Origin of the sequence: Acutalibacter caecimuris (genome assembly GCF_034335085.1) — a bacterium.
In the GTDB taxonomy this organism is placed as follows: domain Bacteria; phylum Bacillota; class Clostridia; order Oscillospirales; family Acutalibacteraceae; genus Acutalibacter; species Acutalibacter caecimuris.
This window is the reverse complement of record NZ_JAWXXJ010000019.1, coordinates 18,987-42,590: the sequence shown is the minus strand read 5'-3', so window position 1 is coordinate 42,590 and position 23,604 is coordinate 18,987. Positions and strand designations below refer to the sequence as shown.

At 49.0% G+C, this 23,604-nt stretch carries 26 protein-coding genes and 1 pseudogene; 23 read left to right on the top strand and 4 right to left on the bottom strand.

Annotated features, from left to right (window positions below; all coding sequences use genetic code 11):
- Positions 1-133: 133 nt before the first annotated feature.
- The 12 genes and pseudogenes from U8U01_RS17480 to U8U01_RS11890 all read left to right on the top strand — a co-directional run.
- A pseudogene (locus U8U01_RS17480) lies at positions 134-559 on the top strand (CHAP domain-containing protein); the annotation flags it as partial.
- Positions 560-581: 22 nt separating this feature from the next.
- Positions 582-1,181 carry a DUF6329 domain-containing protein gene (locus U8U01_RS11940; protein ID WP_322174475.1) on the top strand — a complete coding sequence of 200 codons (600 nt, stop codon included), beginning with the start codon at positions 582-584 and terminating at the stop codon, positions 1,179-1,181.
- A 7-nt stretch (positions 1,182-1,188) separates the two neighbouring features.
- On the top strand, positions 1,189-1,425 hold the full coding sequence (locus tag U8U01_RS11935; RefSeq protein WP_322174473.1) for a hypothetical protein: 237 nt from the start codon (positions 1,189-1,191) through the stop codon (positions 1,423-1,425).
- Positions 1,391-1,663, top strand: a complete 273-nt coding sequence (locus U8U01_RS11930; RefSeq protein ID WP_322174472.1) for a DUF6103 family protein — start codon at positions 1,391-1,393, stop codon at positions 1,661-1,663. The genes U8U01_RS11935 and U8U01_RS11930 overlap by 35 nt, the downstream gene beginning before the upstream one ends.
- A complete protein-coding gene (locus tag U8U01_RS11925) occupies positions 1,660-2,679 on the top strand; it encodes an amidoligase family protein (protein WP_322174470.1) in 1,020 nt (339 codons plus the stop codon). Before U8U01_RS11930 ends, U8U01_RS11925 begins: the two co-directional genes overlap by 4 nt.
- Positions 2,680-2,692: 13 nt before the next feature.
- Positions 2,693-3,283 (top strand): gamma-glutamylcyclotransferase family protein, encoded by a 591-nt coding sequence (locus U8U01_RS11920; RefSeq protein WP_322174468.1) that lies wholly within the window; start codon positions 2,693-2,695, stop codon positions 3,281-3,283.
- 12 nt (positions 3,284-3,295) lie between these two features.
- Positions 3,296-3,688, top strand: coding sequence for a hypothetical protein (locus tag U8U01_RS11915; protein WP_322174466.1), 393 nt, complete (start codon positions 3,296-3,298; stop codon positions 3,686-3,688).
- Positions 3,689-4,283: 595 nt separating this feature from the next.
- On the top strand, positions 4,284-4,493 hold the full coding sequence (locus U8U01_RS11910; RefSeq protein WP_322174464.1) for a hypothetical protein: 210 nt from the start codon (positions 4,284-4,286) through the stop codon (positions 4,491-4,493).
- A complete protein-coding gene (gene mobP3, locus U8U01_RS11905; RefSeq protein ID WP_322174462.1) occupies positions 4,481-5,827 on the top strand; it encodes a MobP3 family relaxase in 1,347 nt (448 codons plus the stop codon). Before U8U01_RS11910 ends, mobP3 begins: the two co-directional genes overlap by 13 nt.
- A 102-nt stretch (positions 5,828-5,929) precedes the next feature.
- Entirely contained in the window at positions 5,930-7,183 is a 1,254-nt protein-coding gene (locus U8U01_RS11900) for a DUF6809 family protein (RefSeq protein ID WP_322174460.1), read from the top strand.
- Positions 7,162-9,048, top strand: a complete 1,887-nt coding sequence (locus tag U8U01_RS11895) for a VirD4-like conjugal transfer protein, CD1115 family (RefSeq protein ID WP_322174458.1) — start codon at positions 7,162-7,164, stop codon at positions 9,046-9,048. Before U8U01_RS11900 ends, U8U01_RS11895 begins: the two co-directional genes overlap by 22 nt.
- Entirely contained in the window at positions 9,035-9,295 is a 261-nt protein-coding gene (locus U8U01_RS11890; RefSeq protein ID WP_322174457.1) for a helix-turn-helix domain-containing protein, read from the top strand. The genes U8U01_RS11895 and U8U01_RS11890 overlap by 14 nt, the downstream gene beginning before the upstream one ends.
- Positions 9,296-9,420: 125 nt before the next feature.
- On the opposite strand, the gene U8U01_RS11885 is transcribed toward U8U01_RS11890, so the two are convergent.
- Together U8U01_RS11885 and U8U01_RS11880 are read right to left on the bottom strand one after the other, a co-directional pair.
- The gene (locus U8U01_RS11885; protein WP_322174456.1) at positions 9,421-10,554 is read right to left on the bottom strand and encodes a hypothetical protein; all 1,134 of its coding nucleotides are present in this window, start codon (positions 10,552-10,554) and stop codon (positions 9,421-9,423) included.
- A gap of 150 nt (positions 10,555-10,704) precedes the next feature.
- Positions 10,705-11,058, bottom strand: coding sequence for a winged helix-turn-helix transcriptional regulator (locus U8U01_RS11880; RefSeq protein ID WP_322174455.1), 354 nt, complete (start codon positions 11,056-11,058; stop codon positions 10,705-10,707).
- Between the two features lie 127 nt (positions 11,059-11,185).
- On the opposite strand from U8U01_RS11880, the gene U8U01_RS11875 reads away from it, so the two are divergent.
- Together U8U01_RS11875 and U8U01_RS11870 are read left to right on the top strand one after the other, a co-directional pair.
- Positions 11,186-12,085, top strand: a complete 900-nt coding sequence (locus U8U01_RS11875) for a radical SAM protein (RefSeq protein WP_322174453.1) — start codon at positions 11,186-11,188, stop codon at positions 12,083-12,085.
- A 12-nt stretch (positions 12,086-12,097) separates the two neighbouring features.
- Positions 12,098-12,976 carry a radical SAM protein gene (locus U8U01_RS11870; protein WP_322174451.1) on the top strand — a complete coding sequence of 293 codons (879 nt, stop codon included), beginning with the start codon at positions 12,098-12,100 and terminating at the stop codon, positions 12,974-12,976.
- 101 nt (positions 12,977-13,077) lie between these two features.
- On the opposite strand, the gene U8U01_RS11865 is transcribed toward U8U01_RS11870, so the two are convergent.
- On the bottom strand, positions 13,078-13,611 hold the full coding sequence (locus U8U01_RS11865) for a PadR family transcriptional regulator (RefSeq protein ID WP_161471822.1): 534 nt from the start codon (positions 13,609-13,611) through the stop codon (positions 13,078-13,080).
- A 192-nt stretch (positions 13,612-13,803) separates the two neighbouring features.
- Between U8U01_RS11865 and U8U01_RS11860 the strand changes: the two genes are divergently transcribed.
- Together U8U01_RS11860 and U8U01_RS17475 are read left to right on the top strand one after the other, a co-directional pair.
- Positions 13,804-15,162 carry an MATE family efflux transporter gene (locus U8U01_RS11860; protein ID WP_322174449.1) on the top strand — a complete coding sequence of 453 codons (1,359 nt, stop codon included), beginning with the start codon at positions 13,804-13,806 and terminating at the stop codon, positions 15,160-15,162.
- Between the two features lie 82 nt (positions 15,163-15,244).
- Positions 15,245-15,418, top strand: a complete 174-nt coding sequence (locus U8U01_RS17475) for a cysteine-rich KTR domain-containing protein (protein WP_367575620.1) — start codon at positions 15,245-15,247, stop codon at positions 15,416-15,418.
- Between the two features lie 60 nt (positions 15,419-15,478).
- Here U8U01_RS17475 and U8U01_RS11850 read toward each other — a convergent pair whose 3' ends face one another.
- Complete coding sequence (locus tag U8U01_RS11850) at positions 15,479-15,796, bottom strand: helix-turn-helix transcriptional regulator (protein ID WP_322174447.1); 318 nt, start codon at positions 15,794-15,796, stop codon at positions 15,479-15,481.
- A gap of 345 nt (positions 15,797-16,141) precedes the next feature.
- Between U8U01_RS11850 and U8U01_RS11845 the strand changes: the two genes are divergently transcribed.
- The 7 genes from U8U01_RS11845 (at position 16,142) to U8U01_RS11815 (ending at position 23,546) form a co-directional block, all read left to right on the top strand.
- A complete protein-coding gene (locus tag U8U01_RS11845; RefSeq protein ID WP_322174445.1) occupies positions 16,142-16,660 on the top strand; it encodes a sigma-70 RNA polymerase sigma factor region 4 domain-containing protein in 519 nt (172 codons plus the stop codon).
- Between the two features lie 442 nt (positions 16,661-17,102).
- On the top strand, positions 17,103-17,462 hold the full coding sequence (locus U8U01_RS11840; protein ID WP_322174444.1) for a type II toxin-antitoxin system PemK/MazF family toxin: 360 nt from the start codon (positions 17,103-17,105) through the stop codon (positions 17,460-17,462).
- Complete coding sequence (locus U8U01_RS11835; protein ID WP_322174442.1) at positions 17,459-17,608, top strand: SHOCT domain-containing protein; 150 nt, start codon at positions 17,459-17,461, stop codon at positions 17,606-17,608. Before U8U01_RS11840 ends, U8U01_RS11835 begins: the two co-directional genes overlap by 4 nt.
- A 97-nt stretch (positions 17,609-17,705) precedes the next feature.
- The gene (locus U8U01_RS11830) at positions 17,706-19,259 is read left to right on the top strand and encodes a recombinase family protein (protein WP_322174440.1); all 1,554 of its coding nucleotides are present in this window, start codon (positions 17,706-17,708) and stop codon (positions 19,257-19,259) included.
- Positions 19,256-20,182 (top strand): recombinase family protein, encoded by a 927-nt coding sequence (locus U8U01_RS11825; protein WP_322174438.1) that lies wholly within the window; start codon positions 19,256-19,258, stop codon positions 20,180-20,182. Before U8U01_RS11830 ends, U8U01_RS11825 begins: the two co-directional genes overlap by 4 nt.
- Complete coding sequence (locus U8U01_RS11820; protein WP_322174436.1) at positions 20,115-21,758, top strand: recombinase family protein; 1,644 nt, start codon at positions 20,115-20,117, stop codon at positions 21,756-21,758. Before U8U01_RS11825 ends, U8U01_RS11820 begins: the two co-directional genes overlap by 68 nt.
- A 723-nt stretch (positions 21,759-22,481) precedes the next feature.
- On the top strand, positions 22,482-23,546 hold the full coding sequence (locus U8U01_RS11815) for a phosphonoacetaldehyde reductase (protein WP_322174434.1): 1,065 nt from the start codon (positions 22,482-22,484) through the stop codon (positions 23,544-23,546).
- The last annotated feature ends 58 nt before the right edge of the window (positions 23,547-23,604 follow it).

Sequence of the window (23,604 nt, the reverse complement as noted above, 5' to 3'; positions counted from 1 at the left end):
TTTTGCCGCAAAGCTGGCCGGATGTTTTGTTGAGGGACAGACCCATGCAGAACTCATCGCCGCTGTCAATGCCGCTTTCGGGACGGACATCGACCCTGCGGATTTCGAGAAGATCATGACCTTCGTGAACCGGCAGATCGTGGACGTGGCCCGCTCCCAGCTTGGCAACGTGGGCGGTGAACCGTACTGGAGTTGGTATGGATTCCCCTCGCGGGTAGAATGGTGCGCCTGTTTTGTCTCTTGGTGCTCCGACCAGTGCGGCTATATCGACAGTGGCATCATCCCCCGCTTTTCCGGCTGCAGCCAGGGCGTCAACTGGTTTAAGGCGCGGGATTTGTGGCTGGACGGTTCCGCCACACCCACCTCCGGCATGATAATATTCTTCGATTGGATGGACGATGACGGAACCCAGGATGGCAATTCAGACCACGTCGGCATCGTGGAGAAGGTAGAAAACGGCAGGGTGTACACCATAGAAGGGAACTCCGGCGACGCCTGCCAGCAGAACAGCTACCCCATAGGGTACTTTGAGATCCTGGGTTACGGCACACCAAAATATGAGATTATGGGAGGTAACGACGATGATAGTGAAAGTAATTCCCCAGCGCAAGGAGCCTGAGATCAAGGCCCAGCCTTGGGAGATCGAGCGCATTGTGGAGCTGCCGCCCGGCGAGTTCCGCTATTTGAAAGAACACCTGCTGCGGGACCATCCTTGCATTGCGGAACACGCCAGTGAACTGCACATAGATGGGCATGGCATCACCCACGGAATGCTGGTGCTGTGTGAGGGCATCGATGACGGCATCCTTGTGAATTCGGAGGGGATGGCCTACGCACGGTACGCCGCATATCTGTCTGGTGCGAGGACGCTGTCCCTCATGGATCGGTATCCCACTCTGCGGGATTTCTGTGTGCAGATGGACGCGCTGGTGGACAAGTACGTCCATCAGGCGATTGCCGGTCAGGAGGATGGGAAGTATACCATCTCCTATACAGATGTGGAAGCGGATGTCGAAAAACAAATCTTTGACGAGGACCTGACTGCTTTTGACTGGCGGCTGTTTCTGGATATGCTCTCCGCGCGCCCGGAATTTGATGAGATGGATACCACAAACAATGAAATATGCCTGACAGTTGCCCAGGAGTTTGTGCAGGACGAAACTCCTGGGATGTCTATGTGAAGCCGTCATGCTGGTAGAAGAAACGTTCTTCGGCAGACATGATAAAGTACAGATCGCCATCGACCGGCTCCGCACCTTTGAGCCGCCGGATGGGTACTATCTTGCATTCAGCGGCGGCAAAGACAGCCAAACCGTCTACCACCTGTGCCGGGAAGCTGGGATAATCAGATTAGTTTTGAAGATTTACAAATATAAGGAGTTGATTTGCCATGAAAAAGGATTCTATCACCATCCCCTACGATGAAGAAAAGCTGGCTGCTCTGCGGCTGTACCTGGAGCAGAAAGGTCAGTCGGTGGAACAGGAAATGGTCTCTGCTGTGGATGCCCTGTACGCCAAAGCCGTTCCCGGCAACGTTCGTGAGTTCCTGGATCTTCGCTCGGGCGTGGAAGTAAAACCTGCAGAACGGCGTAAGCGCCCCAGGCCGCAGGCAGAGCCGGAACCTGCTCCGGCTCCTGCCCCGGAAAGCAGTGACAGCTTTTGAGGACGCAAAAGTTTGGAATAGAGATCGAGATGACCGGCATCACCAGGGCCGCGGCAGCCCAGGTGATAGCCGGTCATTTTGATACCAGCGCCACCCATGTGGGCGGGATATATGACGCCTTCGCTGTCCGTGACGGCGGCAACCGCCAATGGAAAGTGGTCAGCGATTCGTCTATCCGCAGAGAATCCCGGCGGGGACAGTCCGCCAACTCTTCCTATGCCGTGGAGTTTGTGTCCCCCATCTGCAAGTACGAGGACATCGAAACTATTCAGGAATTGATTCGTAAATTGCGCTCTGCCGGAGCTAAGGTCAACGATTCCTGCGGCATCCATATCCATGTAGATGCTTCAAACCATGACGTGAAAACTCTCCGCAATATTGTGAATATCATGGCCGCAAAGGAGGACTTGCTCTACAAAACCCTCAAGGTGGACGTACACCGGCAGCATTATTGTGCGAAAACGGATACCAGATTTCTGGACGAACTTAATGAAAAGCGTCCCACTTCCATGAATACCCTGGAGTATATTTGGTACAACGGGCCGTCGGGCAGGTATCAGCATTACGATGAAACACGGTACCACGGGCTTAATCTGCACAGCGTGTTCTCCAAGGGGACCATCGAGTTTCGCCTGTTTAACTCCACGCTCCATGCCGGGGAGATCAAGTCCTATATCCAGTTGTGCTTGGCGATAAGCCACCAGGCGCTGGTACAGAAATCGGCATCCAGAATTAAGACGCAGAGCAGCAATGAGAAGTATACCTTCCGGGTATGGCTCCTGCGGCTGGGGCTGATCGGTGACGAGTTCAAAACGGCCCGGCACCATCTGCTGAAGAACCTGGAAGGTAATATCGCCTGGAAAGATCCATCCCAGGCCGAAGCTCAAAAGCAGCGTTTGGCTGAGAAACGGCTGGCGGAATCGGTTGCCCAGGCCATGCAGCAGTCCCCTGTGCCGCCAGAATCCACAGAAGAAAATGAGCAAGATGAGTCCCATGAAATGGGCATGAGAATGTGAAAGGAAGGCTGATATGGCTAAAAAATTGTATGTTGCCTACGGCAGCAATCTCAACAAGGGACAGATGAAGTACCGCTGTCCTACTGCTAAATTTTACGGAACCGGTGTGCTGCAGGGATATGAGTTGCAGTTCAAGGGCCGGGAGCACACAGCGTTCGCTACCATTGCGCCCAAGGACGGTGCCTCCGTCCCTGTTGGGCTATGGGAGATCCAACCCAGGGATGAAAGGGCGCTGGATATGTATGAAGGATTCCCCAGCCACTATTTCAAGAAAGATGTGCCGGTACAGGTGGGCGGCAAAGAAGTCAGCGCCATGGTTTATGTGATGAACCTGCGGATGAATTTCAACCTGCCCTCGCCCAGCTATTACGCTACGGTGCATCAAGGTTACCGTGACTGTGGCCTGGACACTGCTGCGCTGGAACAGGCTTTGCAGAGCAGCGCACAGCATTATTACGATTCCGCCGTGCGGTATGAACAGCAGTCCCTGTTCGATTACGACGAGGATGAACCGGGGGAAGATGAGGATTTCGGTGAGGATGAGGAAGATGAATGGGAGGATGTGGATGAAGATGAGGGTTATGATTTCCGCTTTCATATGTAAGGAGGTGGCAGCGTGAACCGGGCAAAAGAACTGCGGCGTTCCCTCGGTGATGATTATTCATTTCAGAAATTCATGAGTGACCGAAGGGTTGCCCGTCTGTGCAGGCAATCTTTACCCCGGCGGATTAATACCGTTGCCGCCAGCCTGACTGTAGGCTGCATGAAAATAAACTCGGTGCTGTTCCAGGCAGATGGTTCCCTGCGGTTGGGTTATGATGTGTATGTCAAGGATTCCCCTGGCTCTGCCGAGTGGATTTGTTTCGACAGCCCCAGCACCCCCGCCAGCCTGAAAGAGCAGGATATGCTGGCCGTGCTGGACAGGATCGTCAGCGAGAACGGCCTGTCCTATACCGAGTGCTGCTTTGAGCGGCTGGAGGGCATCATGCCGCCAGATAAGAAAATCTAATGCGGTGGATCAGCACAGTCGGCCCACGTTGCCCGCCTTGTAGCCCTGTGTCGGGGCTTACAGGGCCAGGTCGGGAAAATACTCGGCCCAGGTCCCAGGCAGACCGTGTTGGGCCTTTGTGGGCCAGGTTTGGATAGGTGCTGGTTTTAGGGGATTTGGGGCGGGTTTAGGCAAGGTCGAAAAGCAAGCGGGAGAAAATGCAGGGGTTGCTGCTGCACCCCTGCATGGTTCACCGCGTCCGGCAATGCCGGTCGCGTCGGGCGTTTTCGGGCTTCAGGGTCAAAAAACAAAAAGGGGTTGCTAAATTCGTTTTCCGAGAAAAATGAGGTTGCAAACCGGATAAACGGCGGTATTCCGCCAGATATTCCGGGGTTGCGCTGATAGAAGGGAGTGTCGCAAGATTTCGGTACCAAAGGACAAATACAAATTCGCGCTGTGGCTCCACCCGGACACGCTGGCGAAAGTCAAGGAGCTATACCGGCAGGACGATTGCCGCAGTAAATCTGAGTTTATCGAAAAGGCGATTCGGTTTTATATTGGCTGTCTCAGCGCCGAGGATAGCACATCCTATCTTCCCAACGCCTTTCTCTCCAACATGAAAAGCATTGTGGCTGAGAGCGACAGTCGTCATAGCAAAATGCTTTTTAAGTTGGCGGTGGAGCTTGCCATGCTCATGAACGTGGTTGCTGCCAGCAGTGAGATTGACGAGATATCCCTGGCTCGGCTGCGTGGGGAGTGCGTTCAGGAGGTCAAGCGGCTCAACGGCAACTTCCGTTTTGAGGATGCGGTCGAGTGGCAAAGTTAGTCACGAAGTTTAAATTCTTGAAACCTAGCGCTCGACAGGGGCGCGGCGGGTACGCAAAATATATTGCTACCCGTGACGGTGTAGAAAAAATCGATGACAGCAAGAAGTTCGCGCCTGCCACCTGGAATCAGAAGCAACTCATAAAAAAGATACTGCGCGATTTTCCAGATAGTAAGGAGATGTTGGAGTATGAAGATTACCGGCAGAAACAAACGGTTGAATCTGCGTCGGAGTTTATCTCCCGCGCCATTGAGGACAATGCCGCATCCGACACTATGAACGCAAAAACCTACGCCGACTATATCGCCACCCGGCCCCGCGCTGAACGCTTCGGCTCCCATGGACTGTTTACGGATGACGGTGTGCAGGTGAACCTCGCGGAGGTATCGCGGGAGCTTAACGAATATGGCGGCAATGTGTGGACGGCAATCGTTTCCCTGCACCGTGAAGATGCAGAGCGTTTGGGCTTTGATAACGGCTCCCGCTGGCGGGATATGCTGCGCACCCAGACCCAGGCGCTCTCAGAAAACCTGCGCATTCCCATTGGGCACCTGAAATGGTTTGCCGCGTTTCACAACGAATCGCACCACCCTCATGTGCATCTGATTGCATACTCCACCGTAGAGAGTGAAGGATACCTCACCAAGCAGGGTGTGCAGAAATTGCGTTCATCTTTTGCAAAAGATATTTTTGCACAGAATTTGCTCTGCATCTATGAAAAGCAAACGGAGCATAGAAACCGGCTATGCTCAGAGAGCAAAGATGTGTTGTCTGAAATCGTTTCGCAGATAAATGCTGGTGGGTATTCTAATCCGCATTTGGAGGAACTGCTGGTACAGCTTGCCCGGCGGCTGTACCGTACCAAAGGCAAAAAGGTGTATGAGTATCTCAAGGCCGACGTGAAAGCGATTGTGGATTCCATTGTAGATGAACTGGCAAAAGACAATCGTATCTCCGCGCTTTACGATTTGTGGTATGAGCAGAGGGAAAATGTGTTGCGCACCTATAACAGCGATCTGCCTGAGAGGGTGCCGCTGTCGCAGAACAAGGAGTTCAAAGCGATAAAAAATGCTGTTATCCAAGCAACTATGGATTTGGTTTTGGATAGTCAGCAGGGGCAGATTATAGCTGAAAATGAGGATGAAATCACGCATAGGCAATCCCCACCAGTTGCCGGTGCTGGTATTGGCATGAACGCTCTGCGCCTGCTCCAGCAGACCAGCCAAATCCTACAAAACAAGGTGCGTCCTATCTATCAGGACAGAAACGTCGACCGCAAGCTGCGCCGGAAAATCAATGAGAAAAAGCAGGCGCAGGGGTTGCGGCAGGGGTAAAATCATACTGATTTTTTCAGGAAATCTTCTGTAGGTTTGCCCACTCGGTTTCTCTGGACTTGTGCCGCCAAACTGGGTATTGTTGTGACTGGAGGTGTTACTATGAAAATACTTGATATGCTCTATGATGGCCAAATCTATCCTGCTGAAACCGTTAAGCCCGCAACAGAAAAGTATCAGCGGCTTGATAAGGAACGGACGCAGGTGCTGGATGAACTGCACGACTCCCTGGCTGACAACCAAGTTCATCAGTTAGAAAGGGTGGTAACTTTGTCTCTTTCCCTCTCTGACGAGGAATGCAGGGCTATTGTTCATCGAGGGCCTGCGCGTCGGCATAGGGCTGATGCAGGAACTGGACGAGCTAAACCGGCAGAGCAAGTAAAAACAGAAGGAGGGGGCCGTGCCACCGGGCGCGGCTTTTTCCTCTTGGAAAGGAGATCAATGGCATATATTCATTTTACCGACCAGCAAAAAGAGAAAGCACGGCACACCGACCTAGCTGGCCTGCTCCGCAGCCAAGGCGAAACCCTGCGTAAGTCTGGTTCGGAGTTGGAATGGCTGGACGGTTCTCAGAAGGTCACCATCCGTGGCAATCTCTGGTTCCACCAGTACGAACAGGTGGGCGGTGACTCCATTGACTTTGTGAGAAAATTCTACCACAAATCCTACCCGGAGGCAATGGAATATTTGCTGGGCCAGAGCGGTGGTATGCTTTCCGTTATGCCTCCCAAGCAAAAACTTGCGCCAAAATTCGAACTGCCGCCTGCCAATCACAATATGCGCCGGGTGTTCGCCTATCTGCTGAACAGGCGCGGTATCGATAAGGATGTGCTATACGCTTTTGTTCACAAAAAGATGATATACGAATCCGCACAGTACCACAACGTGGTGTTTGTGGGCTTTGATAATGATGGCACTCCCCGCCACGCTAACAAGCGTGGAACTGGCTCTGCCTCAACCTACAAGGGCAACGCGGCAGGAAGTGTGCCTGAGTACAGTTTCCATTGGAACGGTAGGAGTGACCGGCTTTATTTGTTTGAGGCTCCCATCGATATGCTGTCCTTCATCTCCATGAACAAGGACGGCTGGCGCGACCACAGCTATGCGGCGGCCTGCTCTGTTTCGGACAAAGTGCTGTTTCAATGTCTTCATGATAATTCTGCAATCAGCAAGGTTTCCATTTGTTTTGACAGCGACGAACCGGGCCAGCTTGCCGCCCAAAGAATAAATGCAAAACTCATCATGCAGGGTGTAGATTCCGAAATTCTCGTGCCGGTCAACAAGGACTGGAACGAGGATTTGCAATGTGATGAAGGATTGGAGGTGGATGAACCATGCCAAACATTGCGCCGTTGATTTTTGTGGCGGCTCTCATGTTCTGTGTCCTGTCGGGCGTGACCCTGCTGGCGCATATCTATAACCTCAACAATATTAAGGCAAAGACCGTTGGCGACGGACAACATGGTACCGCTCGATGGGCAACAAAAGCGGAGATAAAAAGGGTGTACCGCCACGTTCCATTTACACCGGAACGCTGGCGGGAGCAGGCCGCTCATGCACAAGAACCCACCATGGAAAATGGTGAGCCGCTCCCCCAGGGAATTGTTGTTGGTTGTACCAGCAAAAAAGAAACCTTTGCCATGATAGACACCGGCGATGTCCACACTATGATGATCGGTGCGGCGGGTGTGGGCAAAACTGCATACTGGCTCTACCCCTGCATTGAGTATGCCTGCGCGTCCGGCATGAGCTGGCTCGGGACGGATACAAAGGGGGACGTGGCACGAAATTACGGCGCCATTGCCGAAAAATACGGCTACCATGTTTCTGTGATTGACCTGCGTAACCCCACCCGCTCCCATGGAAACAACCTGCTCCATCTGGTTAACAAATATATGGATGCCTATCTTGAGTGTCCCGACCAGCTTGCGTACAAGGCCAAGGCTGAGAAGTACGCCAAGATCATCGCCAAGACCATCATCATGTCCGGCATGGACGGCGCGTCCTTTGGAGACAATGCCTACTTTTACGATGCCGCTGAAGGTCTGCTGACAGCGACCATTTTGCTGGTGGCAGAGTTCTGCGAACCGCAAAAGCGGCACATCGTTTCCGTGTTCAAAATCATCCAAGAACTCCTTGCCCCTTCCCAGCAGAAAGGGCAAAACCAGTTCCAGCAGCTCATGGCAATGCTCCCAAATGACCACAAAGCCAAGTGGTTTGCCGGGGCCGCGCTGAACACTTCAAAGGAGTCTATGGCAAGTGTTATGGGTACGGCACTGTCACGGCTAAACTCGTTCCTCGACAGCGAACTCGAACAGATTCTATGCTTTGATACAGAGATAGATGCCGAGCGGTTTTGCAACGAGAAGTGTGCCGTGTTCGTTATTTTACCGGAGGAAAACCCTAATTCTTTCTTTATGATCTCGCTGATTATTCAGCAGCTATACCGTGAGATCCTCTCCGTGGCTGACGAAAACGGCGGCAAGCTGAAAAACAGATGCGTGTTCTTTGCTGACGAATTTGGCACCATTCCAAAGATTGAATCCGCTGAAATGATGTTCTCCGCCTCCCGCTCCCGCCGCTTGCAGATCGTGCCCATCATCCAATCCTTTGCCCAGCTTGAAAAGAACTACGGAAAAGAGGGTGCGGAAATTATCGTCGACAATTTACAGGATATTATCTTCGGCGGGTTCGCGCCCAACAGCAACTCCGCCGAGGTGCTGTCCAAGGCGCTGGGTAGCAAGACGGTGATGTCCGGTTCTGTTTCCCGTAGCAAGAACGACCCCAGCCAATCTTTGCAGATGATAGAGCGCCCACTCATGACGCCAGATGAGTTGAAGTCTATGCCCAAGGGTCAGTTCATCGTGATGAAAACCGGCTTCTACCCCATGAAGGTCAAGCTCAAGTTGTACTTCGATTGGGGTATCCAGTTTGACGAGCAATACGCTGTCCCAGAAAACGGTAACCGCAAGGTGGCCTATGCGGAGAAGAACGAACTCCTCCAGGCCATCGTGCTGAAGTACCATCCCGACTGGCTGAAGAATGATGATACACCGCCGGAGGATGTGCCTGCTGGTGGACAGAGTCAGGACGCTCCCGCGCAGAGACAGCGCAAACGCACGTCAAAGAAGAAAGGCCCCGCCAACAGGCAGAACAGGCCGCTGAAAGAGATTGCTCCGCGCAATAGAGAATCCGAGGTAATCCAGGATGGGCCGGTTTGATTTTCTCTATAAAATGGACTTGCAGCACCGGGCCGTGGCTGTGTATATTTATCTGGCAGACCGGGCGAACAAGGATGGAGAGTGCTGGCCTGCCATTCCTACCATCGCTAGGGAATTGAAATTGTCGCAGTCTACGGTGCGCCGGGCTTTGCAGGATTTGAGAAAAGCTGAATTATTGGAAACAGAACAGCGCTACCGTGCCAAGGGCGGCAAGAGCAGTTTGCTTTTCCGCCTCAAAAAAATGTGACATAAAAGAACACCTGCCGCCAGGGCGCCTTTGCGCTCTCTCGGTGGCAGGTGTATATTGTCATGATAATATATCAAATCGATTTTCAAAATGAAAAATGAACAAGTGAGATGGCTTAATGACAATCATCTTTCCAGCATCTTCCCTGCCTTGTAATAAAAATATAAATCGTTTTTTAATATATCTCGCTTCTTTTTCTGGTATTCTTGATATGCCGCAGCTATTTTTGTAGCAGCCCAAGCGCCACCTGCAACTAACATTGTTGTGTCTGCTGAAACCGCCTGCGTAAAAGAGGGAATAACTCCTGCGGCTGCCACTCCGATAAATAGACCACCTACTGATTTCAGAAACTCACGATCAGCAAACACATTTCCAAACAAATTCCTAATAAAGCTATTTTCTTTTGTTAACTCATCAATTTCTAAAACAGCAGGAGCAATTTCTTGGTAATACAGCCGAGAACACTCAGCTTCAAAATCGTCATCCCAGGGAAGTAGCTGAATGTTTTCAGAGTAGGAAATCATCTTGCTTCTAAATCTAACGATTGCTTTATCTAACTCTTTCCGTATATCAATAATTTCATCTACAGACGCTTCATTAAAATCTGGAAGGCGTGCAAATAAATTATCACTAAGCCTTGCGTGAGTTATTCTTTGTTTTTCCTGTTCACTAAATGTAATGATTCGTGATGCCATAGCACTCCTCATTAAGTTGCTACACGGTTCATCAAATAGTGGCATAGAATTCCGGACAGACTTACTAAGAAGTCCAAAGTATTCAGAAACACAACCATCTACATCTGCTAAACTGTGTTGAAATTTCTGTAGTACCAGTTTGCCCGACCTAAGTAATTTGTTCAGTTCTTCGGTTTGTGTTTCTCCCATCATTTCTAAAAATGGAATATCTATTTCATTTATTAACTCTTTGAGCTGGTTTCGCAATTCGATTTTTTGCAATACTGGAATCGCTTTATATTTTTTATTGTACATTATGCTTGATAGCTGGTTGACCACAGACAATCCCTCTGCATATGTTTGAGGATCACGTTCCTCAATTAGAGGCAGTGCCAGTTTAAGAATCTTTATGATCTGTTTCTCATCAAAATTATCTTCTCGTACCGTTAATTGAGTATATATGTACGCCATCGGGCTGATTAGGGTTATCCTATCTGCATATAGCAACGCAGATTTAATATATCGCAATTCCTTATCTATGTGCGTCAATTCTGGCTGTACTGCAATTGTGAATTCAAATCCCATCGTTTCCTCCGACTAAAATAATTATAACAAAAGCCGTCGATTCGCAGCAGAAGAAGCTAAAACAAGGTCTATTTTTGTAATGATAATAAGTAGCATCAGTATTCCTGCCCAATGCACTCAGTTCTCTCAAATAGAACGCCTGGGGATATGTCAAGATGTTCCCAAGTGACATTCCGCATCTTTCAAATTATGGTCGCCCCACTCTTTCATATAAGCTATCACATCCATAAAGCTCTTGCCCAGTTCCGTCAGTGTATACTCAACCCTGGGCGGTACCTCATGAAAGTCATGACGAAGAAGAAACCCATCCGCCTCCAACTCCCGTAGCTGCTTCGTCAGCGACGATTCCGTGATCTCCCCCAACTGCCTCCGCAGCGCGCCGAACCGTCGGATATCATGAAAAGCGATGTAGTAGAGAATCTCCAACTTCCACTTCCCGCCCAATATCTTTTGCAACGTGGACATAGTCTTGCAGCGCTCCACGGCCTGCTCCGTTTTTCTCATAGGACAACACCTCTTTGTTAACATTATAACGCATAGCGCCGCGTGAATCAAGGTACTACAAAAAAGTACCGTACTTGATTTTGCTCTGTATCGGGCTATAATGGGTAAAAAAAGGGAGGTTTTCACAATGAAATTTACAGGAACCATTTGGCGTCCACCCTATGAAGCGTCTTCGCTGCTGCTGGAAGTCACGGCGGGATGCACACACAACAAGTGCAAATTCTGCACGCTCTACAACGACCTGCCGTTCAAGTTTAGAATGTCCCCAATGGAAGATATTGAGTGCGACTTGCAGGAGGTTGCCAATACGCTGAAACAGTGGAACGGCTTTCAGTTCGACCGTGCCTTTCTCACCGGCGCAAACCCATTTGTGCTGAAAACTGAGCGCTTACTTGCTATCGCTGAACTTGTCCGCAAATATGTCCCCACGGTGCAGACTATAGGCTGTTTTGCGCGGGTGACGGACATCACGCTGAAATCTGACAGCGACCTGACCACGCTGACCCAGGCGGGATTTGATGGCCTGACCATCGGTATCGAAACCGGTGATGATGAGGCTCTGCGTTTTATGAACAAGGGCTACGCCGCCGCAGACATTGTGGGGCAGTGCACCCGACTGGACAGGGCAGGTATCCGCTATAACTTCTTCTACCTTGTGGGTATTTCTGGCGTGGGACGGGGCGAAATCAGTGCGAAAGCCACCGCTGCTGTGTGCAATCAGCTACGCCCGCAACTCATTGGAGCCAATATGCTGACTATATACCCGGATTCGGAACTTTATCAGGAAATCCAGCGTGGCAACTGGCGGGAGGAAAACGAAGTGGAGAAGTATCGGGAAATCCGCACCTTGATTGAACGCCTTGATATTCCCACGCAGTTTGCTGCGCTTGGTGCGTCTAATGCGTTTCAGCTTCACGGCGCTCTGCCCCAAGACAAAGCCGCTTTGATAGCGGCGATCGACCAAATTATTGATAGCGTGGGCGAAGAAAGACTGCGGGATTACCGCAAGAATCTCCGTCATCTGTAAGGAGGGATTCTCGTGCATTTTACAGGAAGAACTTGGCGGCCGCCATATGAATCACAGTCTGTCATTTTGCAGGCAACCTCCGGCTGTACACACAACAAATGTACCTTTTGCAGTCTCTATAAAGACGAGAAATTCCGGATGTCCCCAATGGATGAATTTGAGGAGGATTTGGCGGAAATCAAGAGCTATCAACCCAACGCCCGGCGGGTGTTTCTTACAGGTGCAAACCCCTTTGCCATGAGTTATGAGAACCTCAAGCTACGAGCTTTGACCGTTCGAGAATATCTCATCAAGTGCCAGTCCATCGCCATGTTTGCAAGTATTCGGGACATCAAGAACAAGGAAGTCTGGCAGCTAAAGAAACTGCGAGCCATGGGTATCAATGGCCTGAGTATCGGCACAGAAAGCGGCGATGACGCCACCCTTGCGCTGGCGAATAAGGGCTATACTTCTGCTGATATTTTGGAGCAGTGCCGCAAGCTGGATAAGGCCGGAATCGAGTATTACTTTGTCTATATGACCGGGCTGGCTGGGAAAGGAAATGGGCAGCGCAATGCTATCAACTCTGCAAAGGTGTTTAGCCAGCTCAATCCATATTTTATCTCGGTAGATTCTCTGACGCTTTTCCCTGACACACAGTTATATCATATGGCAAAGCAAGGCAAATTCACACCCGCAGATGAAAAAGAGCGTATTGAGGAATTACAAACACTGATTGAAAATTTGCACATACGAACCCATCTTTTTGCAAACTCCGTGTCCAATTACTTCCCCTTTGTGGCTCGATTGCCATATGAACGGGATAAGGCAATCAATGAACTACAGGATATTCTGGATGGAACCGATGAGGATGAGATGTTAGAGTATCGACAGAATTTGAAGTCGCTTTGATAAAAACACTCCTTCCGCCAAGAGAAAACTGTATGCTCTCGGTGGAAGGTGGTACCTGTCATGATGGAAGGTGTAGTGAACTAACCAATATAAGAAGTACACTACAGAGAAGAAAAATGCTCCTTCAATGCGGCGATCCACCCCTCTAGCGCCTGAGCCAGTACCAACTGCTGCCGTAACACAGCCATTCCGGTCTCCGGCACTTCAGGCGCATCCTCTTTCTGGCGGTAGTTTTCCTTCAGGTTTTCAGTAAGTTCATTTATGTTCTTTTCAATCTGAGAAATGCAGCCTGCCTGCGCTTCTGGCGGCAAGCTGTCCAGATTCACGATAACAGCGTTGAAATCCAGGAACAGCCGGATCGGCTGTGCGGAAATGTCCATCATCAGCCGCTCAAACTCCCGCTCACCCTTTTCAGTCAGCGTATAGACGGCTTTCTCCGGCATCTTTCCCTCTTTCACAATTTCAGCAGTGATAAATCCTTTTTCCTCCAGTTGGAGGGCCTTTTTATAAATTGATTGGGTGCTGATTTTTACCCACTTCGATATGTTTCGGTACTCCACAAGCTTTTGGATATCATATGCACCCATCGAACCCTTTTTCAGCATTCCTAAGACAATCAGGTCTATTGTAGCCATCTGCTGCCGCCTTTCCGCAAGAGCAATTCTTTATTATCATGATACTCTATTTTAGAACGAGTGTCAAGGGAATATTCTTTTGGAAATTACTCTCTTGACAACCGATCTAATTTGTAGTATAATCCCTTTCGCGGCAACTGCTCTAAAGTGTACTACTGAATAAACTATCGGTTGCCCGAAAGGAGTATTGACATGAGCAAAAGGCACGACAAAATGGAATTGCTGAGCAGCGCTCCCGTCCCAAAGGCGCTCTTGGCCCTGGGCATCCCTATCATGATCGGGATGCTCATCAACGCCCTGTATAATCTGGTGGACGCCTACTTCGTAGGAGGGCTGGGTGAAAGCCAGATGGGAGCTATCTCCGTTGTTTTCCCCTTGGGGCAGGTGGTAGTGGGACTTGGCTTGATGTTTGGCAACGGTGCGGCTTCCTACCTATCCCGGCTGCTGGGAAGCGGGAAAAATGAGGCCGCCAACAAAGTTGCCAGTACCGCATTGTATGGCAGTGTCCTTATTGGGGCTGTCCTTATCGTCGGCGCCAGTATATTTCTGGAACCGATTCTGACCATGCTAGGGGCAACGGAAACCATTATGTCCTATGCGGTAACATATGCAAGGATTTATGTGCTCTCCTCCATCTTCAATGTGTTCAACGTCACGATGAACAATATTGCGTCAAGTGAAGGGGCTGCGAAAACCACTATGTGCGCCCTGCTCCTGGGGGCAGTCCTTAACATCGGCCTTGATCCTGTGTTTATTTATACTCTTGACATGGGAGTTGCTGGAGCAGCCATTGCCACGGCAATATCTCAATTTGTTTCCACTCTGGTGTACTTGACATATGTGTTCAGAAAGAAATCTGCCTTTACTTTCAGTATAAGAGAGTTTGCTCCCACAAAGCAGATGATGGCGGAAATTTTGAAAATTGGTGTTCCAACACTCACATTTCAAGTCCTCACCAGCGTATCCATCGCTCTTATCAACCGGGCCGCCAGCAATTATGGTGATGCGGTCATCGCCGGAATGGGAGCCGTCACAAGGGTGACTTCTATGGGAACATTAGTGGTATTTGGATTCTTAAAAGGTTTCCAGCCTATTGCTGGGTTCAGCTACGGAGCAAAAAAGTTTGACCGGCTCAAGGAAGCCATCAGAACATCCACAATGTGGTCGACAATCTTCTGTGTGATCACCGGGCTGCTCATGGCAATTTTTTCAACGCAGATCATCTCAGCCTTCACAGACGGTAATGCTGAAATGATATCTGTAGGCGCAAGCTCTTTAAGGGCAAACGGCATATCTTTCATTCTATTCGGGTTCTACACTGTGTACTCGTCCCTTCTCCTGGCCTTGGGAAAAGGAGCTGCAGGATTTTTCCTTGGCGCTTGCAGACAAGGAATCTGCTTTGTGCCGGTCATCCTACTGCTACCCGCACTGTGTGGACTAAATGGGATACTTTACGCACAGCCTATTGCTGATGCCGCTTCTGCCATAATTACGGTGCTGATGGCAATACGTCTTCACCGGGAATTGGAAAAGTCTGCCATGGCTATATAAACATAGACACAATAAGAACTAACTGCGCAAAAGCCAGCCGCTCAGTCGCAGAGCTGCGCAAAGAGAAAGTGGGGATGTACACTTGCAGAAGAAACAACAGAAATCAAGATGGATACATTGTCCTTCATGTGGAGGCAAGACACGCAACAAAGTGTACCAGGACACCGTCCTTATCAACTTCCCCCTATTCTGTCCAAAATGTAGAAAAGAAACGCCGATAGATGTTGTACAATTCAAAATGATAATTAAAAAATGAGCCAGTCGTACTATACGGAGAGCCTGCATCCTCTACTGAGGGTACAGGCTCTTTTCTGTTCTACTGGATTTTGATAGCGGAATTTGTCCGGATCGCAGCGATAATTGATTCGATTATCGGAGCCAACGCGAGCGCCTCTTCTTCGCTGCAGTCTTCTACTAGGAACCGCAGCCGGCGTAGGCCAGGGCTGTCCCGCAAAAGCTCTGGGTAAAACACCTCTCGTGAATCAATTTTCAGAGAACGGATCAAGGGATACAGAACTTCCAATTTGGGATTTCCCTTGTAGTTCTCTATGTTCAGTACGGTTCGGACATCCACATCAGCAGCCTCAGCGACCTGCCGTTGTGTGACCCCCAGTTCACCTCTGGCTCGTTTCACAGCATCACCCAGTGGGCGTGTATATTGTGGCATTCTACTTCACCTCAGAAATATTGTACAATACACGCCGCTTCGACAAAATTCATTAAAATACCTCAATTTACTGTATTGAGATTCCTGTCTGGAGTGAAATGACCCTTTGTGCGCCTTATTTGGACTTATCGGAAGCATACACCGGATTAAATTGTATTTCAATGTTCTGAGATAAGTCTGTATGCCTTTGGTGATGTATTACAATACACTTCATCAAAGACAGAAAAAGATAAAGCTTTTAAACTCTATAGTCTTGTTTTCACAAGGTGCCGAAGCCCACCCCAATCAATCGTTTTGCAAACCCAAAACAGATTGATTGGAGGAATCACGGTGGAATACACACCAAAGAAAGTGTTCGTTTTGGAAAAAGGAATGTACCTGGAGCTCAGTTACACTGAATTCCGACAGAAAGAAGATACATACAGAGGCAGGTGGTTTATCCCCTTGCACGGTATGCTGATGGAAGTGCCCGAGGACGAGTACAAGGCATTTTATAAGAACAAACGCCGCGAAAAATATCTGAGGGAGCGCTCCAGAGATAATGACGATTTTTCCTACGATATGCTCACCACAGACGATTTCAACGGCGAGGATATTCTGGTAGATACAGCAGCGGACACACAAGGCCAGGCAGAGAGAAGTATTCTGCTAGAAAAGCTGCGTGAAGGACTAGGACATCTGTCTCCAAGTGACAAACAGCTTATAGAGGCGCTCTATGTACGGCAAATGACCGAACGAGAATATGCGTCGATTTGTGGTATCTACCATAACGCGGTTCACAAGCAAAAGAAACGGATTCTTGCCAACCTGAAAGAAAATTTAAAAAAATAGGAATTTCAGGGTGTGCAAGCCCCTCACTTTTTGGCCTGGAAAGTGAGGGGCCTTTTTTATCCTCTTGTTGCACTTTGAAAGCCGAATACCCAGCGCACCTTTTACTTTCCTTCTGCCGCCGTGAGGAGCGGCAGCCACATGAGCGGACGCCAGCTTATGGCCTCCAGGCTCAGACGGCAGGATGCACACCTGCCGACGGCGATGACCGGCAGAAGGGATAATGATACTTGCGTCCCGTCCTAAAGCCGAGCGTGGCCCGTCGCAGCAAAGGAGGGCGCCCTGCGGAGATCCCGCAGGTGGTGAGATTCCAATGAGGTTAAAGGCATAACCGGGAGGTGCGTTCCCCGTCCAGGGGTGTTGAGAACAAATGTGGACGAGCAAAACGATTGATACAAGGCGGCAGTCTGCCCTTTGGCTGCCGCCATTACTTACGGAGGGAACTATGAGAAATGTTAAGCGCGGCGAAATTTACTACGCCGATCTCTCGCCGGTCGTAGGGAGTGAACAGGACGGCACCCGTCCTGTCCTCGTCATCCAGAATGACACCGGCAACAAGTTCAGCCCTACCACCATCGTAGCGGCTATCACCAGCAAGTCAGATAAAGCCAAGCTGCCCACCCACGTTATTGTTCACGCAGAGGGGCTGGATATGGAATCTGTTGTCCTGCTGGAGCAGATTAGGACTATCGACAAGCGCAGGCTGATTCGGTATAGCGGCAAACTGGATAAGGTCGCTATGGGCCGTGTCGACCATGCCATCATTGTCAGCTTTGGAATCAAATATATGGAGGGCCTGCTATGACAAACGATATCAACAATTCTGCCTTTGCCTATAGTGTGAATCTGCTCCGCCTGCTGCTGAAAATGCAGCTCATTACGCAGGAGGAATACGAACGCATTTTGCAGATTTCTGCCGCCCACTACGGCACCGAAAAAATATATGTCTGAAGTGAAAACTCTGGCGGCTTGCGCTGGATGTATCTGAACTCTTGTGGTATTGTTGGTGATGCCAAAAGGCGAAAATACAATGAAAGGAATGGTGCATATGACTGTAACCGATATCAGCCGGGAACCGCAAAAGCCCAAAGTTATCCGGCTTGCCGCATACTGCCGGGTGTCCAGCAAATCCGTCGACCAGCTACACTCTTTTGCGGCACAAATCCGCTACTACAAGGATTATGAGCGCAAGAACCCGCAGTACAAGCTGGTGGATGTGTATGCTGACGAGGGCTTGAGCGGCACGGACATGAAAAAGCGTGATGAGCAGAACAGGCTCATCCGTGACTGCAAGCTGGGCAAAATCGACCGGGTCATTACGAAGTCCGTGTCACGGTTCGCCCGGAACACGCAGGAACTGCTGGTAGCCCTGCGTACCCTCAAGGAATTGGGCGTGAGCATCTATTTCGAGGAACAGGGCATCGACAGCGACAAGATGAACATGGAAATGCTGGTGACTTTCCCCGGTATGGCGGCCCAGCAGGAGAGCGTGAACATCTCCGACCACATGCGAAGAAGTTATCAAATGCGCATGGAGTCCGGGGAGTTTAATTGCTGCGCTCCGGCTTATGGGTACGATTTGGTCGATGGCCAGCTTGTGGTGAAGGAGGACGAGGCCAAAGTTATCCGCCGCATTTTTGACCTCTACCTGCAAGGAATTGGCAAACAGAATATCGCAAATATCCTCAACGCGGAGGGTGTCCCTCGCCGGTATGCGCAGAAGAAATGGTACCACAACACCATCAATTATGTGATCAACAACGAGCGATATATGGGCGATGCGCTTCTGCAAAAGAAGTTCACAACGGACACCCTGCCCTTCAAAAAGAAAAAGAACCGCGGAGAAATGCCGCAGTATTATGTGGAGAACAGCAACCCACCCATTGTCAGCAAAGAGGTGTATCAAGCGGCGCAGGAACTGCAAAAGTCACGAAACGTCAGCCACAAGCGCGAAGGTGACTGCACCTTAACAGGTGTCCTCCACTGCCCTGAGTGTGGCCGGACGTTCCGCAGGCTGCTCTTAAACGGCACCGCCTACTGGCTATGCAGTGGCAAGGCAGCAGGGGCTACAGATTGTCAAAGCAGACGTGTGCGAGAAAATGCTGTGTTCGACACCTTCTGCTTGATGGTGGATAAGTTGGCCTCCCATCGGCAAGACCTGCTGGGCACACTCATCCACCAACTGGAGATGGTGCAGAATCATGGCAGCGAGAGCCAGGAAAAGATACGGCAGATCGACAAGCAGATAGCTGATTTGAGTGCGCAAAATCTGGTGGTTGCACGGCTCCATACCAATGGTGTGCTGAACGCTACTGACTTTGCTTCGCAATCTTCGGTTATCAGCAACAAAATCAATACTCTGCGGCTGGATCGTAAAAAGGTGCTGGCCGAAGATGAGAACGATGAGCTGATATACACGCTGAAATCACTGGACGATACTCTGGCAGGATATGTGCCGAGTGAGACCTTCAACCAAGCGCTATTTGAGGAAATCGTGCAGAGCATCACGGTTGTGGATAACGCCCGGTTGACCTTCCACCTCGTCGGCGGGCTGGCACTCACTGAGCAAATCTCGGAGAATGTGAGGTGTCGCACAGCATGAAAAAGAGAAATATCCCCTTCGGGTATCAGTATCAGAATGGTGCGATAACCACGCATCCGCAAGAGGCTGCTGTGCTGAATCGCATTTTCAGCGAGTACCAAAACGGCCTGTCCCTGCTGGAAATTGCCAGCCGCCTGAACGATGAAAATATCGAGTACCAGCCCGGCGTTACCGGCTGGAACAAATCCCGCATTATGCGCCTGATTGAGGATGAGCGGTATAACGGCAAGGATGGATTTCCGGCTATCATTGACGAGGACACTCATCAGGCCATGATTGAGATGAAGGCCCAAAAGAATACCCAGCACAGCACTGACCGTAACCATGAGATTTTTCATATAGATGTGCCGATGATTTGCCCCACTTGTGGCGGCGAAATGGTTCGACGGCACGACAGCCGATTCAGGAAGTGCCAACAGCGGTGGATATGTTCCAATGCAGACTGCCGCACAATAATTCACAAGGCTGATAGCGACCTGCTGGATGATATTACTGTACTGCTAAACCGGGCGATTGTCAATCCTGACTTAGTGCAGGTTCCAATTGTCGATGAGTTCATGAGTGTGCAGACTCTGAAAGCTGAAAATGAGATTGCTCGGACACTTGATACGCTTGATTATGATAAAAATGCCCTGAGAAAAGCAATGTTGGAGTGCGCGTCTCTCAAGTATGAGGACATCGACTCCGCCCCGTATATTACCCATAGATTGAAAGCGGTTCTCGCAGATGCGGGGCCGCTTTCAGCTTTTTCTCTGCCGCTTTTCAAGAGGACAGTTCAGGCCATCCACCTTGAAAAAGACGGCGCAATAGCCATCACATTAATAAATAATCAGATCATTGGAAAGGAAGATGAAGATGCAACCAGTAGCAACTACCCCGCAGAAAGTAGTGCGGAAAATACCAGCGAAGATCAACATCTCTGAAGAAATCAAGCAGGCTCACCGGCAGCTTCGGGTAGCCGCCTATTGCCGCGTTTCCACGGCCCAGGAGGAGCAGTTGAACAGCTATGACGTGCAGGTAAGGTACTACACCGAGAAGATCCGAAGCGAGCCAAAATGGGCCTTTGTTGGCATTTTTGCGGACAGGGGGCTTTCTGGTACCAGCACCAAAAAGCGTGACGAGTTCAACAAGATGATAAAGATGTGTCGACGCGGCAAGATCGACATGATCATCACGAAGTCCATCAGCCGGTTTGCCCGGAATACCGCTGACGTGCTAAAATATGTGCGTATGCTCAAAGAGATTGGCGTGGACATTTTCTTCGAGGAACAGAATATCCACAGTACCCAGCCAGGGGCTGAGTTTTATATCACCATTTATGGCAGCATTGCCCAGAGTGAATCCGAAAACATCAGTGCCAATGTCATATGGGGCAAAAACCAGAGCGCGAAAGAGGGCAAGGTTGCTTTCCACTACAAAAACTTCCTCGGCTACCGCAGGGGTGAAGATGGCAAACCTGAAATCGACCCTGAAGAAGCTGAGATCGTCAAAATGATTTATGAGCGGTTCCTGGCCGGGGACAGCATGAGGGGAATCGTGGAGACGCTGGACACGACGGGTGTGCCCACCCCCGGCGGTCAAGGGAAATGGCACCGCTCCACTGTGTGCTCGATCCTCCAAAATGAACGGTACAAAGGCGATGCAATTATCAATAAAACCTACGTTGTGGACTGTCTGAGCAAGAAAGTTAAGCGCAACGATGGGCAGGCCCGGCCCAAGTATTATGTGGAGAATAATCACCCAGCAATCATTGATGCCGCCACATTTGGCCGTGTGCAGGAGGAATTGGCCCGGCGCACCGGGAAACGGAAAGTTAAGCAAAAGGGCACCAAAACAGAGCAAGGACGTTACTCCAGTAAGTATGCCTTAACAGAACTGCTGGTCTGTGGTGAGTGCGGTACTCCCTATCGCCGATGCACCTGGACGGTCAAGGGTGAGAAGAAACCGGTCTGGAGGTGCATCAACCGGCTTGACTTTGGAAAGAAATACTGTCACCACTCACCCACCATGGATGAGAGTGTGTTGCAGGAGGCCGTCATGGCGGCGATCATGCGCACGGCAAAGCAGAGTGCCGATGTGCTGGGCACCTTGAAATTGCATATCGGTATGGGATTGAAAAACGATGATAGTGAGGATAACAGCCTGGATATCCAGATAAGGATAGCAGAAATTGACGCAGAATTCAAGGCTATGCTCCAGGCTATTGCTACCGATACGGTTGAGGACTTTGATGAGCAGAAGGCCACGGAGCTCATGGTAGAGAGAAACAGCCTAGAGCGACAGCTGGCTCAGTATGACAATACACAGCAGGAAAAAGAGAACACTGAATCACGACTGGTTGAGATTTTTACTATCCTGGAGGGGCTGGAGAATCACCCCATGGAGTACGATGATCGGCTGGTGCGGCAGGTGCTGGAGTGCGTGGTGGTGGAGTCCAAAGAAAAAATCAAGGTGATTTTTTCGGGAGGGCTAGAGATTGAACAGACGATAGCGGTTTGATGTGAGAGTTCGGATACGCACACCGATTTGCCAAAAAAATCTTTTGGCTGTTCATTCACAAAAGGAGACAAAAGCCATTTAGAGGCTTTTGTCTCCCAAATTAATGTCTAAAATTCTATGAAGGAACAAAAAGGCGCAGAACCGCCTATGATACCGTGCTTTTTGTTTCTTCATCAGCCTAAAATATCCCGATAAGCCGCTAAATCATGTTTGCCAAAAGAAAAGAAGAAACCTAATAACGCTAATATATATGTTTTGCTTGAAAACTCTTGCACAATCTGATATAATTATAAAGAAGAAGAAATCCGTGAAGTTGTCCCCATTGGAAGCAAAGATTTTGGGTAAGATATGCTAAGGCTTTCGCCGCGATGAGAACAAGAGAATAGAAACAGTCCCACAGGAAGTCAAAATTGTACAAGAAATTTTTTCTTTCTGCCTGTCAGGAAATATTATAAAGATAAATTTAATTAACACACTATAAAGTACAGGCACACTGACTTTGTGTGGGAAGAAATGTGTAAGAATTATAAACATCAGACAACCTAAATAAAACTGGAGAGCGCAGATAAAAACAGAAGAAATTATAATAATTGAAATAATATAAAACTCTGAAAAATTCAGGATATAATGTAGAGCGAAATCCAAATCCCTTCCAATGGAACGCCAGATTCAGAATGATTATATGGAATGAAATATATTGGGTTCGCTCCAAGGAGCAAATTAATGCGTCAAACTATAGTAAAAGATTTAAAATATATTAGGTCATATATAGAAACAAAAAAATTTTTTCTTGTCCACGATAGTGCGTATAACAATCTCAAAATCAAGGCATTTTTTGACGAATTTTCACATGTGGACTTTTGTGGGTTTACTTCAAATCCTTTGTACGAACAAGCATGCAAAGGCGTAGAACTTTTCAATAAAAGTAAATGTGAATTAATTGTAGCTGTTGGGGGCGGTAGCACGATTGATGTAGCTAAATGTATCAAACTGTATTGCCGCATGGACAGTAGTGTCAACTATTTTAATCAGGAGAATTTCGATTCAGGCGTGACGCTTATTGCAATTCCTACCACAGCTGGGTCAGGGAGCGAATCCACTAGTCATGCTGTAATTTATTATGAAGGTTTAAAGCAGTCAATTTCCCATGCAAGCATTCTTCCCAATTGCGCAGTTTTAGAGCCATCTGTTTTGGATACACTGCCTATATATCAGAAAAAATGTACCATGCTTGATGCACTTTGTCAAGCAATCGAATCCTGGTGGTCGCTTAACTCAACTGATAAAAGCAGAGGGTATGCTCGGAAGGCTATTCTAACAATCAAGGAGAATTGGGAAGATTACATTTTTGGGAATTCAAACTCTGTTGCTGAAAAGATACTAGATGCAGCAAACTATGCTGGACGTGCTATTAATATTACTGCAACAACATCTGCCCATGCTATGAGCTATATGATAACTTCAATATATAAAATTCCTCATGGGCATGCGGTTGCTCTATGCATGAGAGAAGTGTGGAACTATACGCTTAACCATATGAATGCTTGCATTGATCGGAGGGGAGAGAAATACTTCAAAGATACCTTGGATCACATTGCAACGATTATCGATTTGTCATACTATACATCAATGATATGTAAAATGGGAATGAACAATCCAAAGTCAATAAATAGAGATGCGGAACTAGATATATTAGTCCGGTTAGTTAATCCTGAAAGATTAAGAAACAATCCTATTTCATTTAGCAATGAAGCCATTAGAGATATGTATTTAAGAATTGTAGATTAGCAGAAGTTAATACTCCGTGAGGCACTAAAGAGATTGGGAAGTTCATCGACAAGAGCAT